The sequence below is a fragment of the Pseudomonas putida genome, assembly GCF_050990305.1.
GTDB classification, from domain to species: Bacteria; Pseudomonadota; Gammaproteobacteria; order Pseudomonadales; family Pseudomonadaceae; genus Aquipseudomonas; species Aquipseudomonas putida_AH.
In genome coordinates this window covers 1,477,614-1,491,338 of the sequence record NZ_CP158817.1, presented here as the reverse complement: position 1 = coordinate 1,491,338, position 13,725 = coordinate 1,477,614, and the positions used below count along the sequence as shown (strand labels likewise).

At 59.0% G+C, this 13,725-nt stretch carries 16 protein-coding genes and 1 tRNA gene; 11 read left to right on the top strand and 6 right to left on the bottom strand.

What is annotated here, in order from left to right; all coding sequences use genetic code 11:
• The first annotated feature begins 3 nt into the window (after positions 1–3).
• The 9 genes from atzF (at position 4) to ABTV22_RS06850 (ending at position 7,681) form a co-directional block, all read left to right on the top strand.
• The gene (atzF, locus tag ABTV22_RS06890; RefSeq protein WP_433739158.1) at positions 4–1,776 is read left to right on the top strand and encodes an allophanate hydrolase; all 1,773 of its coding nucleotides are present in this window, start codon (positions 4–6) and stop codon (positions 1,774–1,776) included.
• Between the two features lie 194 nt (positions 1,777–1,970).
• Entirely contained in the window at positions 1,971–3,476 is a 1,506-nt protein-coding gene (locus tag ABTV22_RS06885) for a sensor domain-containing diguanylate cyclase (protein ID WP_433739157.1), read from the top strand.
• A complete protein-coding gene (locus ABTV22_RS06880) occupies positions 3,463–3,681 on the top strand; it encodes a cysteine-rich CWC family protein (RefSeq protein ID WP_433739156.1) in 219 nt (72 codons plus the stop codon). Before ABTV22_RS06885 ends, ABTV22_RS06880 begins: the two co-directional genes overlap by 14 nt.
• A gap of 34 nt (positions 3,682–3,715) precedes the next feature.
• Positions 3,716–4,408 carry a pseudouridine synthase gene (locus ABTV22_RS06875; RefSeq protein ID WP_433739155.1) on the top strand — a complete coding sequence of 231 codons (693 nt, stop codon included), beginning with the start codon at positions 3,716–3,718 and terminating at the stop codon, positions 4,406–4,408.
• A gap of 313 nt (positions 4,409–4,721) precedes the next feature.
• Positions 4,722–5,606, top strand: coding sequence for an alpha/beta fold hydrolase (locus tag ABTV22_RS06870; RefSeq protein WP_433739154.1), 885 nt, complete (start codon positions 4,722–4,724; stop codon positions 5,604–5,606).
• A 179-nt stretch (positions 5,607–5,785) separates the two neighbouring features.
• Positions 5,786–5,859: transfer RNA gene (locus ABTV22_RS06865), tRNA-Gly, on the top strand.
• Positions 5,860–6,291: 432 nt separating this feature from the next.
• The gene (locus ABTV22_RS06860; protein WP_433739153.1) at positions 6,292–6,471 is read left to right on the top strand and encodes a type II toxin-antitoxin system HicA family toxin; all 180 of its coding nucleotides are present in this window, start codon (positions 6,292–6,294) and stop codon (positions 6,469–6,471) included.
• A gap of 37 nt (positions 6,472–6,508) precedes the next feature.
• The gene (locus tag ABTV22_RS06855) at positions 6,509–6,916 is read left to right on the top strand and encodes a type II toxin-antitoxin system HicB family antitoxin (RefSeq protein ID WP_433739152.1); all 408 of its coding nucleotides are present in this window, start codon (positions 6,509–6,511) and stop codon (positions 6,914–6,916) included.
• Positions 6,917–6,952: 36 nt separating this feature from the next.
• The gene (locus ABTV22_RS06850; protein WP_433739151.1) at positions 6,953–7,681 is read left to right on the top strand and encodes a class I SAM-dependent methyltransferase; all 729 of its coding nucleotides are present in this window, start codon (positions 6,953–6,955) and stop codon (positions 7,679–7,681) included.
• 15 nt (positions 7,682–7,696) lie between these two features.
• Here the strand turns inward: ABTV22_RS06850 and tam are convergent, their stop codons facing one another.
• Complete coding sequence (gene tam, locus ABTV22_RS06845) at positions 7,697–8,467, bottom strand: trans-aconitate 2-methyltransferase (protein ID WP_433739150.1); 771 nt, start codon at positions 8,465–8,467, stop codon at positions 7,697–7,699.
• A 129-nt stretch (positions 8,468–8,596) separates the two neighbouring features.
• Between tam and ABTV22_RS06840 the strand changes: the two genes are divergently transcribed.
• Positions 8,597–9,007 carry a low affinity iron permease family protein gene (locus ABTV22_RS06840; RefSeq protein ID WP_433739149.1) on the top strand — a complete coding sequence of 137 codons (411 nt, stop codon included), beginning with the start codon at positions 8,597–8,599 and terminating at the stop codon, positions 9,005–9,007.
• A 45-nt stretch (positions 9,008–9,052) separates the two neighbouring features.
• On the opposite strand, the gene ABTV22_RS06835 is transcribed toward ABTV22_RS06840, so the two are convergent.
• The 5 genes from ABTV22_RS06835 to ABTV22_RS06815 all read right to left on the bottom strand — a co-directional run bounded on the left by ABTV22_RS06835 (position 9,053) and on the right by ABTV22_RS06815 (position 13,100).
• On the bottom strand, positions 9,053–9,556 hold the full coding sequence (locus ABTV22_RS06835; protein WP_433739148.1) for a DUF4142 domain-containing protein: 504 nt from the start codon (positions 9,554–9,556) through the stop codon (positions 9,053–9,055).
• Positions 9,557–9,755: 199 nt separating this feature from the next.
• A complete protein-coding gene (locus ABTV22_RS06830; RefSeq protein ID WP_433739147.1) occupies positions 9,756–9,920 on the bottom strand; it encodes a KGG domain-containing protein in 165 nt (54 codons plus the stop codon).
• Positions 9,921–10,037: 117 nt separating this feature from the next.
• The gene (locus tag ABTV22_RS06825) at positions 10,038–11,384 is read right to left on the bottom strand and encodes a diguanylate cyclase domain-containing protein (protein WP_433739146.1); all 1,347 of its coding nucleotides are present in this window, start codon (positions 11,382–11,384) and stop codon (positions 10,038–10,040) included.
• A gap of 87 nt (positions 11,385–11,471) precedes the next feature.
• Positions 11,472–12,110: a LysE family translocator gene (locus tag ABTV22_RS06820; RefSeq protein WP_433739145.1), complete on the bottom strand. Its 639-nt coding sequence runs from the start codon at positions 12,108–12,110 to the stop codon at positions 11,472–11,474.
• 87 nt (positions 12,111–12,197) lie between these two features.
• Complete coding sequence (locus ABTV22_RS06815; RefSeq protein ID WP_433739144.1) at positions 12,198–13,100, bottom strand: LysR family transcriptional regulator; 903 nt, start codon at positions 13,098–13,100, stop codon at positions 12,198–12,200.
• A 77-nt stretch (positions 13,101–13,177) separates the two neighbouring features.
• On the opposite strand from ABTV22_RS06815, the gene ABTV22_RS06810 reads away from it, so the two are divergent.
• Positions 13,178–13,666 carry a DMT family transporter gene (locus ABTV22_RS06810; protein ID WP_433739143.1) on the top strand — a complete coding sequence of 163 codons (489 nt, stop codon included), beginning with the start codon at positions 13,178–13,180 and terminating at the stop codon, positions 13,664–13,666.
• Positions 13,667–13,725 lie beyond the last annotated feature (59 nt).

Genomic DNA, 13,725 nt, shown 5'->3' with positions numbered 1-13,725 from the left:
GCCATGAATCTGCAACTCGATACCCTGCGTGCGGCCTACCGCACCGGCGAGACCACGCCACGCAAACTGCTGCTCGCCTTACGGGAAAAAGCCGCCGCGCTGAATCCGGACTATCACCTATTCATCCATTTGCTCAGCGTCCAGGAACTGGAGCCCTATCTGGCTGCACTCGAGGAGCGCGACATCGACAGCCTGCCGCTGTACGGCGTGCCGTTCGCGATCAAGGACAACATCGACCTGGAGGGCATTCCTACCACCGCGGCCTGCCCGGCATTTGCCTCCATCCCCCAGCGCTCGGCCACAATCGTCGAGCAACTGCTGGCCCTCGGCGCGATTCCATTGGGCAAGACCAACCTCGACCAATTCGCCACCGGTCTCAATGGCAGCCGCTCGCCCTACGGCGCCTGCCCTAACAGCGTGCTGCCGGAATACCCGTCGGGCGGTTCCAGCGCCGGTTCTTCGTTGGCCGTCGCATTGGGCGTGGCAAGTTTTTCATTAGGCACCGATACAGCGGGTTCCGGGCGGGTGCCGGCAGCGTTGAACAATCTGGTCGGGATGAAAGCCACCAAAGGGTTGATCTCCACGGCCGGCGTCATACCGGCCTGCCGCACGCTCGATTGCGTGACCACCTTTACCGCCACCGCCCGGGAGGCCAGTCAGCTGCTCGCGCTCACGGCGCAACTCGATCCGCGGGATGAATACAGCCGTAGCAATCCACTGTGGAATGACGGTTCGGCGTTCGGCGCCGTGCGCTCGTTCCGTTTTGGTGTGCCACGACCGCAAGACCTGGAATTCTTCGGCTGCCCTCAAGGCCCGCTGTTGTTCGCTGACGCCATCGAACACCTGAAAGCGCTGGGCGGCGAAGCGGTGGAGTTGGATCTGTCGCCGTTTCTCGAAGCGGCGCGCTTGTTGTACGAAGGGCCGTGGGTGGCGGAGCGTTACAGCGTGGCCGGCGAATTGATGGAGAAAAACCCCGACGCCGTGTTGCCGGTGATTCGCGCGGTGCTGGCCAAAGCCCCGGCGGTCAGCGGTGTGCAAACCTTCCGCGCCCAATATCGGCTGCAAGCGTTGAAAGCCCTGTGTGATAAATCGCTGGAGAACCTGGACTGTGTGATCACACCGACTATCGGCCGCCCGGTCACGTTGGCTGAGCTGGAGGCTGAACCGGTGCTGCGCAACTCCGAGCTGGGTTACTACACCAACTTCATGAACCTGCTCGACTACGCCGCCATTGCGGTGCCTAGCGGCTTCATGGACAACGGCTTGCCCTGGGGCGTGACGCTGTTTGGCCGGGCGTTCACCGATCAGTATCTGTTGAGCGTGGCCGACCGCTTGCAGCGCCAGCAAGGGTTGACCTCGCCTGCGCCTACGGCGGTCGCTCGCAACGATCGTGCGCGGCTGGTGGTCTGCGGTGCGCATCTGGACGGCCTGGCGCTGAACTGGCAGCTCAAGCAACGCGGCGCCAAGCTCGTGGAAACGACGTTCAGCTCACCCGACTACCAGCTGTATGCCCTGGCCGGTGGCCCGCCGTTTCGTCCGGGCATGGTACGAGTGAAAGATGGCGGCGTGGCCATTGCCGTGGAAGTGTGGGAACTGCCGAGCAGCGAGTTGGGCTCCTTCTTGACCGGCATCCCGGCGCCGCTGGGACTGGGCAAGGTGCAACTGGCGGACGGGCACTGGGAGTGCGGGTTTATTTGTGAGGCGTATGGCTTGGACAACGCCGTCAATATCAGCCATCTCGGGGGCTGGCGGGCCTACCTGAAGTCTCTGGGTTGATCTCACGATTCGCGGGCAAGCCTCACTCCTACGGACTTGCACAGTCCCCGTAGGAGCGAGGCTTGCCCGCGAAGGCGTCACCCCATGTGCCATGCGACCCCTGATCCTTGCCGATTCATCCTACAAATCCCGCAGTTATTTCCTCGCCATAACACTAGAATGCCTGCCATCGGATCATTGCCAATGGAATTGCCATGCCGCTTCGCTCGCCGCTGTACTCTCAACGCTCGTTGGTACTCACGCTGGTTGCATTGCTGGGCGCAGGTTTCCTGGCCACCTCCCTCCTCAGTTACTACGCCTCGCGGGCGTCGATCCGCGACAACATCGTCAACACCGAACTGCCGCTGACATCGGACACCGTCTACTCGGAAATCCAGAAGGACCTGGTCAGACCGATCCTGATTTCCTCGATGATGGCCCGCGATACCTTCATGCGCGACTGGGTGGTCAACGGCGAACGCGACTCCGACCAGATGACCCGCTACCTCAATGAGGTCATGACCCACTACGGCGCCTACACCGCGTTCTTCGTTTCCAACCAGAGCCTGACCTACTACCACGCCAAGGGCGTGCTCAAGCAGGTCAAGGCCACGGAACCGCGGGATACCTGGTACTTTCGCGTGCGCGACATGAAAGATCCCTACGAGATCAACGTTGATCCGGACCTGGCCAACAAAGACAACCTGACCGTCTTCATCAATTACAAGGTCTATGACTACAACGACCGCTTCATCGGTGCGGCAGGCGTCGGGCTGACGGTCGACGCCGTGATCAAACTCATCGACAAATACCAGCAGCGCTACCAGCGCAGCGTGTACTTCGTCGACACCTTCGGGCGCCTGGTGCTGACCGGCGCCGAAGGCGGGCCGGACGGCGCAATGGCCGGGCAAACCCTGGGTGAACTGACTTCCATGAAAAGCCTGGTCAGCCAATTACCCAAACCCCACAGCGGCAGCTACGAATATTCCGGCGAGGGCCAGGGACACTTCCTCAACGTGCGCTTCATTCCGGAATTGAACTGGTACTTGTTCGTCGACAAGCGCGAAGACGGCGACCTCAGTGACATCCGCCGCTCGCTCTACCTCAATCTGCTGATTTGCCTGGTGGTCACCCTGACCGTGCTGGCCCTGCTCAAGCGGGTGATCAACCGCTATCAGAGCCAGATCCAGGCCCAAGCCACTCTCGACAGTCTGACCGAGCTACCCAACCGTCGCGGCTTCGACCTGCTGGCCGCGCAGGCCATGCACGAGGCTCAGCGCGAGCCCAAGCCACTGACCGCGTTGTTGCTGGATCTGGACCACTTCAAGGCCCTGAACGACACCTACGGTCACCTGGCTGGCGATCAGGTGCTGATCGGTTTCGCCCGGGACCTGGAAAGCTGCCTGCGTCATTCCGACATCGTCTGCCGCTGGGGCGGTGAAGAGTTCATCGTACTGCTCAAGGACACCGACGGTGAAACGGGGCTGATGATTGCGGAGAAAATTCGCCAGCATGTGCAAGGGCAGCGTTATGCCTACAACGGCAGCCACTTGCACCTGACGGTCAGCATCGGCCTGACCACCCTGCAAGCCGACGACACCTTGCATACCCTACTGTCGCGGGCCGATCATGCGATGTATCGAGCCAAACAAAGTGGCCGCAACCGAACCTGCGTGGAAATGCCTCACTCCAGTTATGCCTATCCAATTGAGCCAGCCTGACCTCTGCCCAGCCTGCGGCGCACCCAACGACTGCGCCCTGGCCGACCCGCGAACCGCCGACCGGGCGTGCTGGTGCTACGGCGTCAGCATCGATCCCACTGTGCTCGAAGCGTTGCCAGCCGAGCTGCGCAACGCTGCCTGCCTGTGTCCGCGCTGCGCCGAAGTCGAGGCCCAGTTGCAAGCAGCGCCCAAGCCGATCAAGTAAGATGCGCGCCCCTTTCCCCACCGATACTTGAGTCATGCGCGTCGACCGTTTCCTCAGCAACCTGACCCGCTTCAACCGCAAGCAGGTGCGCCTGTTGCTGGTGGAAAAGCGCATAAGGGTTGACGGCAAAGTCGTCAGCGACCCGCATACCGAAGTCCGCGAGTTCAGTCGCGTCGAAGTCGATGATGAGGTCCTGCAGGCCGGCAAGCCACTGCGCCACTTCATGCTGCACAAACCCGCCGGTTGCGTCAGTGCCACCCGCGACCCGCACCACCCCACCGTACTCGACCTGATCCATGAACCGGACAAGGACGAACTGCACATCGCCGGTCGCCTGGATTTCAACACCACCGGGCTGATGCTGATCACCAACGACGGCAGCTGGTCACGTCGCCTGACTCAGCCGCAGACCAAATTGCCGAAGGTCTATTACGTCGAAACCGAGCAGGACATCGGCCCCGAGTACGCCATCAAATTCACCGAAGGCCTGTACTTCGCGTTCGAAGACCTGACCACCCAACCGGCCGGGCTAGAGCTGCTGGGGCCGAAATCGGCGCGCCTGAGCATCGTCGAGGGTCGTTACCACCAGGTGAAGCGCATGTTCGGCTACTTCGACAACAAGGTACTGCGCCTGCACCGCGAGCGCATGGGTCCATTGGTGCTCGACGAAACGTTGAAACCGGGCGAATACCGCCCCCTCAGCGATGAAGAGATCGCCCTGATCTAAGCCGGCGACCGCTCAGCAGAAAGTTGTCGAACAATTTACCAACGGCACTTGCGCAATGATGTGACCCCTGCTTGAATCAGGACGTCGGCCGAAATGTGACCGACGAGTCACAACATACTTCTAAGAAACTTTTTGCCGGTAGGAACCCTTGGGTTCCGGCCTCACCCGGCAAACTGCCCGCCAATAACAATACCCGTCGACCGGACTGCATTGGATCGACATGGGCCAGCAAATTCCCAGGCATATGCCTACCTGTCACAAAGCTCGTGCAATCTCTTTTGCGCGCATACCCGCTTGCCAGGAGTCTTATGACATGAGGCCAGAAATCGCTGTGCTGGATATACAAGGTCAGTACCGGGTTTACACGGAGTTCTATCGCGCAGACGCCGCAGAGAAGACCATTATCTTGGTCAACGGCTCGATGGCCACGACTGCGTCGTTTGCCCAAACCGTGAAAAACCTCTACCCGCATTTCAACGTGGTCTGCTACGACCAGCCCTACGCGGGCAAGTCAAAAGCCCACAACCTGCATGAGAAAATGCTGACCAAGGAAATCGAAGGGCAGATCCTGCTGGAGCTGATCGACCACTTCGCCGCCGAACACGTGCTGTCGTTTTCCTGGGGTGGCGCCGCGACCATGGTCGCGCTGTCGCAACGGCCACGACGCATCGAAAAAGCCGTGGTCAGCTCGTTCTCTCCAGTCATCAACGCCCACATGCTCGATTACCTGGAGCGCGGCGTGGATTACCTCGGCAGCCGTGACGGCGACCGGGTTGGGCATCTGGTCAACGACACCATCGGCAAACACTTGCCGTCGTTGTTCAAGCGTTTCAACTACCGGCATGTCAGCTCGTTGGCCGAGCACGAGTACGGGCAGATGCACTTCCACATCAACGATGTGCTGCACAGCGATCGGCAGTGCTACCTGAACGCGGCGAAGAAAATCAACGTTCCGGTGCTGTTCATGAACGGCGAATGGGACGAGTACACCGCAGCCGAAGACGCCCGGCTGTTCGCCAACCATGTGCAACACGGCACGTTCAGTACCCTGCAAGCCACCGGCCACTTTCTCGACCTGGAGCACAAAGCTGCCTGCCGAGACAGCCGCAACGCACTGATGGGGTTCCTGAAACCGGCACAGCATGCAAGCCGACCGCGTTTTAACTACGTCCAGGACCACCATGCATTGGCCATCTGAAACAGCGTCATCGCGAGCAAGCCCTGCCCTACGGTTGAAACGAATACCTGTAGGCGCGAGGCTTGCCCGCGAACGACCGCAACTCGGTCCATGCTTTGTTTCACCCGCGCCAAAGCCCTCCAGCGCAAAGAAAAACTTCATTTCCATGCGCACATCTGGTACAAAGTCAGCCGCTCCAGGCGGGTGTCGTATAATGGCATTACTCCAGCTTCCCAAGCTGATAACGAGGGTTCGATTCCCTTCACCCGCTCCAATCGAATTTCAGTCTCACGTTGGTTTTTGACGGGGGATGCAGGTAAAGAAAAAACCGGCCTTGATGGCCGGTTTTTTTGTGTCTGGGGGTTTGTCTCCTGGCAGGTAGCGGTAACCTGAAGTTCGTTAGCGTTTTTGTTGAAAACCACGAATTTATTATCAAATTTCATCCCGCATTAGCATTTTCATACCTTCCAGTGCGTAAAAGATGTTGGCCATCTTCGGCTGAGATCTGAGCTATTTCCCCCTTCGTAATCACTCGCAACACACAAGACACCTCAATTCCGCCCTGCGTGAAGCCATCGCTACGGTGCCTTCTAGACTCGATCCCTACACCTAGTGTCATCAAAGCCAGGACGGCATTGGTGGTTATGGTGTTGATTGGAAAATATCAGTAGGTATAGTAACCACAAGCACACCACATGGAGGTGATGTGAATAGCCGATTTTTGATAAGCCAGCTCGTTGCGGACGGTTGGTATCTGGTACGAATCAGAGGCAGCCATCATCACTTCAAGCATCCGACCAAGCCAGGGCTGGTGACTGTCCCTCATCCAAAGAAGGATCTTCGTAAGAAAACGGCAATTAGTATTTTGCAACAGGCGCTGCTCTAACGAGCCAGACGTGCCGAGTCCTCGGAGGACAAAGAACATGCTTTACCCAATTGCGATTTCAATGGGCGACGACGAACACGCCTGGGGTGTGGAAGTCCCCGACATTCCAGGATGCTTTTCCGCAGGAGATGATCTGGATGACGCTATGGCCATGGCCCGAGAAGCTATCGAGGGTCACTTCGAGATTTTGGCCGAAGATGGTTCGCCAATCCCCCCCGCGAATAAAGTGACTCTGCATGCAGCCAACCCCAAGTACGAGGGATGTGCATGGGCACTGGTGGATATCGACGTTACCAAATACTTGGGCAAAGCCCAGAAGCTGAACATCACATTGCCTGGCTACCTGCTGAATCGGATAGATGAGTACGTACTTCACCACCCGGAGGAGAAAAGCCGTTCGGGTTTTCTGGCATCGGCAGCGCTGAAGGTGTTGCAACAGGGCTGATGTCACCTGTAACCCTATTCGATGGATGTCTTCCCTATGTCTCAAAACATCTACGACGACCCCGCATTCTTCCAACGCTACAGCCTGATGGCCCGCTCCATTAATGGCCTCGACGCCGCACCGGAATGGCCCGCATTGAAGGCAATGCTGCCGCCCATGCAAGGTTTGACGGTCGTGGATCTAGGCTGCGGCTACGGCTGGTTTTGCCGCTGGGCCAGTGAACAAGGTGCTCAAAGCGTGCTCGGCCTGGACGTGTCGAAAAAGATGCTCGAGCAGGCGCGCAGTACCACCTCAAATAGAAACATCCGCTACAGACGCGCCGACCTGGAACACCTCGACCTGCCAGCCGACAGTTTCGATCTGGCCTACAGCTCCCTGGCCCTGCACTACATCAAGGACTTGCCAGGGCTCTTCGCCAACCTTCACGCCGCCCTGAAACCCGGCTCGCACTTTGTGTTTTCCATTGAGCACCCGATCTTCATGGCACCGCGCACTCCTGGCTGGATCACCGATGCCGAAGGCCGCAAGAGCTGGCCCGTAGACAGTTATCAACTGGAAGGCGAACGCGTGACCCACTGGTTGGCGGACGGCGTGATCAAGCAACACCGCACCCTTGGCACCTTGCTCAACACCTTGATTGCCACCGGTTTCAGCATCCGGCATGTCAACGAATGGGGTCCAACCGATGCCGAGGTCACGGCGCAGCCGGCGCTGGCCGAAGAGTGGGAGCGACCGATGATGCTGCTGATCAGCGTCCAGCGCTGAGTGTTTCTTTGCGCATCAACGCGTCGCCACCAGAAACAACCGCGGAAACGGCAACAACACCGAACCATCGGCCAACGCCGGATAAGCTTTCTCGATGGCTGCCAAATACTGCTTCAGGTACTGCGCCCGTTCCGCCTCATCCAACGGATCGAGAAACGGCCGCAGTCCGCTGCCCTTGAACCACTCGACCACACCCGACGCACCACCCGCCAACGGATGATGGTAAGTCGTGCGCCACACATCGACGCGGGTGCAGCAAGCCTTGAGGATCGAGTAGTAACCGCTGGCGCTTTCCATTTCAGTTCGCTGGCCGGCAGCGCCAGTCAGTTTGCTCGCCCACGGACCGTCAGCGGCCACGTCACGCATCAACCGGTGCGAAGGCTCATTAAGGTTGTCCGGCATCTGGATCGCCAGGCTGCCACCGGGCGCCAGCTTGTTCACCAGTGACGGCAGCAACGTGGCGTGGTCGGGCACCCACTGCAACACCGCGTTGGCGAAGATCACGTCGAACGGCCCATTGTCGTTCCAGGTGTCGATGTCGGCGATATCGAATTGCACCCCAGGCAAGCGCTTACGTGCGGCGTCGATCATGTCGGCCGAACTGTCCAGCCCTCGCACCGTCGCACCGGCAAAGCGCTCCACCAGCAGCTCGGTTGAGTTACCGGGACCACAACCGATGTCGACCGCCGAGCGCACATCCCCAGCGGGAACAGCCGCCAGCAGATCACGAGCGGGACGGGTGCGTTCATCTTCAAAAGCGACGTATTGCTTGGCGGACCAGCTCATTGCGTTCTCCTGTCATGGATGCGCCAGCATCTTAACCCATGGCCGACAGGTGCTTTTCTCAGAGAAGTAGAATTTTCAACCGTCCGCCATTGTCTGAAATTCAGGCGCCCTCTCATAAGGAACACGGCCATGAAGTTCGCAAAAATCGCACAGAAACTCGCCCTGTGGGCCGGTAGTCCCAAGACGTTCCTGGGGGCGATCCTGCTGATTTTCCTGTGGGGCTTGAGCGGGCCGATTTTCAAGTTCAACGACACCTGGCAACTGATCATCAACACCTCGACCACCATCATCACCTTTCTGATGGTGTTCCTGATCCAGAACACGCAGAACCGCGATACCGACATTTTGCATTTGAAGGTCGATGAATTGCTGCGGGTGACGAAGGATGCACAGAACGCGATGCTGGGGCTGGAGGCGTTGGACCTCAAGGAGCTGGAGGCGCTGAGAAAGCACTATCGTAGCCTGGGCGAGGGCCAGACCATTTCGATTGATGGCACCGTCGTTCAGGAAAAAGGTAAGCACGATTTGAATGAGTGTTGATGGGTACTGCGCAGGTGACCGAAGGTCGCCCGCGCATGCAAACGGCTAGCGACTGGCCTGCAACGCCCTGGCCATTTGCAGGTGATGCTGCAGCTTGGGCAGGGTTTCTTCGGCGAATGCCTTGATTTGCGGCACATCGGTGGTTTGCGCCGTTTGCTCAAGTTGCTCGATGGCCTCCTGAGTGGTTTTGACCTGACTGGCCGCGTAGGCCTCGTCGAAGTTCGCGCCATCCATGACCTCTGGCATCAGGGCCTTGGCTTTATTTTCCACCTCTTCGCGTGGAGCCACCGGCAGATCCAGTTGCTTGGCGATTTTGGCCAAATGCTGATTGGCCGTCGTACGGTCATTGATCACCACGATGGTGTAATCCTTGACCTCCTTGGATTCGGATTTCTGGTGTGCCAGCCGACTGGTTTCAATTTCGGCGACACCCTGGGCCGACGCATCGTTGATGAATTCAACAGGTGTCTGGGCGAAAGCGCTGCCGGCACACAGGCCCAGTAAGGTGACAAAAACGCTGTTGCGAAAACGGGTGGCCACAGGGTTCATGGTCGCGCCCTCCTCTAAAAATTCAAACGGGAGCTTTCACCCCCGCGCTTATATCAAAACCACCGGCTCCGTCATGTTGTGTAGGAGCGAGCTCGCTCGCGATGATCACAAGGGCGCCGCGTTTAGCCAGTCAACACGCGTAATCGTTAACGTCCATCGCGAGCATGCTCGCTCCTACAACAGTTGAGCATTGCATCCATTAGCGGGATTTTTGCCCGCCCTGTCCGCCCTTACGGCTCATATCGGGTTTTGGCTCTTTGTCGACAGTCATGGTGGTGGTTTTCCCACCTTTGCGACCGGCTTCAGACGCCTTGGTTCGATCGTTGGCGAAGTTTCCCGAGTTCGAGTTTCTTGAGTTAGGCATGATTCTCTACCTCTTGGTGATGTTCGCGGCGAGCTGGCGCCCGCATAGTTTCTGAATTTACGCGTGCCAAAAGGTTTAGAAAAATCCGAGCATGCCGCGACGAACGGCAACCGCCATTCAGACCAGACGCAGGTGTTGTGCGCGTTTGGCGGTGTACATCGCCTCGTCGGCGTGCCTGAACAGCTGCTTTTCTTCCGTGCCGTTTTCAGGGTATTGCGCCACGCCGATGCTGGGCTGGATGTGCAGATTGTGCCCATCCAAGCGCAACGGCTGGGCCAGGACCTGACGGATTTTGCCGGCCACCGTGTCGGCATCGCCCGAAGCGTGGATGCTGTGCAACAACACCACGAACTCATCACCGCCAATACGCGCCACCGTGTCGGTTTCGCGCACGCAGCCTTTGAGCCGGTTGGCAACGGTCTGCAACAGCATGTCGCCCACCGCATGTCCGTGGGTGTCGTTGACTTGCTTGAAGCGGTCGAGGTCGACATACAGCAGTGCCATGCGCCCGCCCGCTTCTTGTGCCGATTCCAGCGCAATCTTGAGCCGCTCACGCAGCAATTCGCGGTTGGGCAATTGGGTCAGCTGGTCGTACTGGGCCATGCGTTGCAATCGCGCGTGCAACTGCTTGCGCTCAATCGCCGTCGCAACCTGTGCGCAGACATACTGCAACAGCTCTTTATCCTGCTCGGTGTAGCGCTCACCACCTGGGATGCTTTTGACGATCAGCGCACCGATGGTGCCGTTTTGCGAATTCAGCGGCACACCCAGCCAACAGGGCGAATTCTGCCCTGTCACCAACGCCTCGAATCCGACACAGGGTTGCGTCTGCTCTGGCGTCAACAGAATAGGCATGCCGCTGCGAATGACCTCGGCACACAAGCGCTCGGTCATCGTTCCCGGTTGCTCGGGTTGCTGCTCGTGGTCATCGACGTGATAAGGAAAATTCAGCTGCGCGCAGTGTTCGTCATACAACGCCACGGAAAAATTCAGCGCCGGCAGCCATTCGCCGATGATCAGGTGAACGCGCTTGAACAGCGCCAGCAAGTCTTCAGCCGCATGGGCTGCTTCGGAAATCGCGTACAGCGCCGCCTGGCGGGATTCGGCCTGCTTGCGCTCGGTGATGTCACGGGCCACGGCGATGCGCAATTGGTCGACCTCCGACCAACGTGCAGACCACAGGATGTGTACCACCCGACCATCTTTTCGCAGGTAACGGTTTTCGAAGTTCAGCTTGGGTTCGCCACCCATGATTTCCCGGGCGGCATCGAGGGTGCGCTGACGGTCAGCCGGGTGCACCAGATCGATCATCGGTTGGCCGATCAGTTCGCAAGGGGTGTAACCGAAAATGCGTTCGCAAGCGGCACTGACAAACACGAAGCGACCTTGTTTATCGACCGCACAAACGGCGTCCAGCAAAAGGTCGATGTAGCTCGCCAATGGGGCGGAATTTCTGGTGGTCATGGTGCCGAGAACGTATCCGAACGAAACCGCAATAAGTAACCATCCCTGACCGAAACGTTTGCCACTGATGCAGTCCCGCGATCAGCTTCAAGCCTTGTTCGTCACCAGCCCCGGCAAGGCATGCGCCAGGGCGTTGATGGCGAAACCGATAAACATCACCCCACACAACCGGGTAATCGCCAGCTCATGACGTTGGTACAAGGTGCGCACTCGGCGTGCCCCGACAATGCCGATGAGGATAGCGTAGGCGAAAAGCCCCCCGACGAAACTCAGGAAAATCAGCCACGGCAACATCGACCAGGTCAGCAACTCCGCGCGGCTGGACAATAAGGCTGTGAAGGTAGCCACCGCCACCGGATAAGCCTTCGGGTTGGTCAGGCCAAACAGGATGCCATGCCAGAACGGCTGACGCGCCGGCCCTTGCGGCGCTTCAACACCGCTGCGTCGCGCCCGCACCGCACGCCAACCGAGCCAAAACAGATACAGGCCACTGAGCACGCCCAGCACATCGAACGCGGTGCTGCCGATTTCCCGCGCACCGACAATCACCACCAGCGCCGTGCTGCACCAGATCACATCGCCCAGCAAATGCCCGCAAAGAAAGCCCGCGCCTGCCCGCCGTCCATGGGCCGCGCCAATCCCGAACACCGCCAGCACACCCGGCCCCGGGGTGATGCCATAAATGAAACCCGAGGCTAGAACGGCCATTAGCAGCGATGGGGTCATGAGAAGTCCTTTTGAACCGTTTGGTGAATGGTGGCCAGTCTATATCAGGTTATTGGGCGTTGAATGACTGATCGTCGAAGAACTTCATCAATGCCTTATCCCCTCGCCAATCTTCTGATTCAACCAATTCAACGCCTGATCCCCACCCCGCCGCGTGTGCCACACCAGCACAAAGCTGAACGAGGGAATGTGAAACGGTGGCGGGACAACGATCAGTGACGACTCATCGACATCGCGCAAGGCCCGGGATGCGACGGTGAGGATCAAGTCAGTGCCGCTGATGAGGTCCGGGGCAACATTCCAGTGCGGCAGGCTGATCGCCACTCGACGACGTTCACGCAGAGCGGTTAAAGCGCGTTCGATTTCCGGGGTGCCGCTGCCGCGCATTTCCAGCAGCACGTGGGGGCGGCTCAGGTAAGCGGGCAGATCGAGGTCACCATTGAGCGTGTTGCGGTCCAGCAAACACGCATAGTGCTCCTCGAACAGCGGCGTGCTGCGTAACTCGTTGGGCATTTCCGGAAACACGCCAACGGCAACATCGATGTCACCATTGAGCACGCCTTCGAGCATGCCTTCGCGGCTGGCATGACTGATTTGCAGATCGATACCCGGTGCTTCGCGGCGCAGCTGGCGACTCAAACCCGGCAGGACGATGGCGGCACCGTAGTCGGACATCGCCAGGCGAAAAGTGCGCTTGGCGGTGGCCGGATCAAAGGCGTTTGGCGCCAGCAGCGATTGCACCTGAGCCAGCGCGTCGGCCAGCGGTGCCTTCAGTTCCAGCGCTCGCGGAGTCGGCACCAGGCCGGCGCCGGCTCGCACCAGCAACGGATCACCCAGCAGATCACGCAACCGCGCCAGGGCATGGCTGACCGCCGGCTGACTCAGGTGCAGACGCTCAGCTGCGCGGGTCACGTGCTGTTCACTGAGCAAGGCGTCGAGGATCACCAGCAGGTTGAGGTCGATGCGGCGCAGATCATTCATTTGATGCATGTTCTGGATTACAAAACGGAATTTAAATCTGCGCGATGAATACCCTAGAGTCCAGCAAAACCTGCTGGAGCATGAACATGAATACGCTGCACGGAATCGGTCTTCTTTTACTCGCCGTGTTTGCCGGGGCGGTGGTGCCTTTGCAAAGTGCGATCAACTTCAACCTTGGGCGTGGCTTGGGTCACCCGCTGTGGGCGACGTTGGCGTCGTTGCTGGTGAGCATTGGGGTGTTGCTGCCGATCGTATTGGCGATGCGCTTGCCATTGCCTTCAATGGCATTCATCACCAAGGCCCCTCTGTGGATGTGGGCCGGTGGCGCATTCGGGGTGTGTTTTATTTCATTGGCGGTGGTGCTGCTGCCCAGGCTGGGGGCTTCCGGGTTCCTGGCCCTGTCGCTGGCGGGGCAAGTGGTGGCGTCGCTGGTGCTGGATCACTTTGGATGGTTTGGGCTACTGGAACGGCAAGTCAGCTTGCCGCGAATGGCCGGGGCGTTGTTGTTGGTTGGCGGGGTGGTGTTGATTCAGTTTGGCGACGCGGTGGGGAAAGCGGTGACTGCGACTTCTTGAAGATCAAAAGATCGCAGCCTTCGGCAGCGCCTACAGGGATGCGTGGTCACTATGGGAAC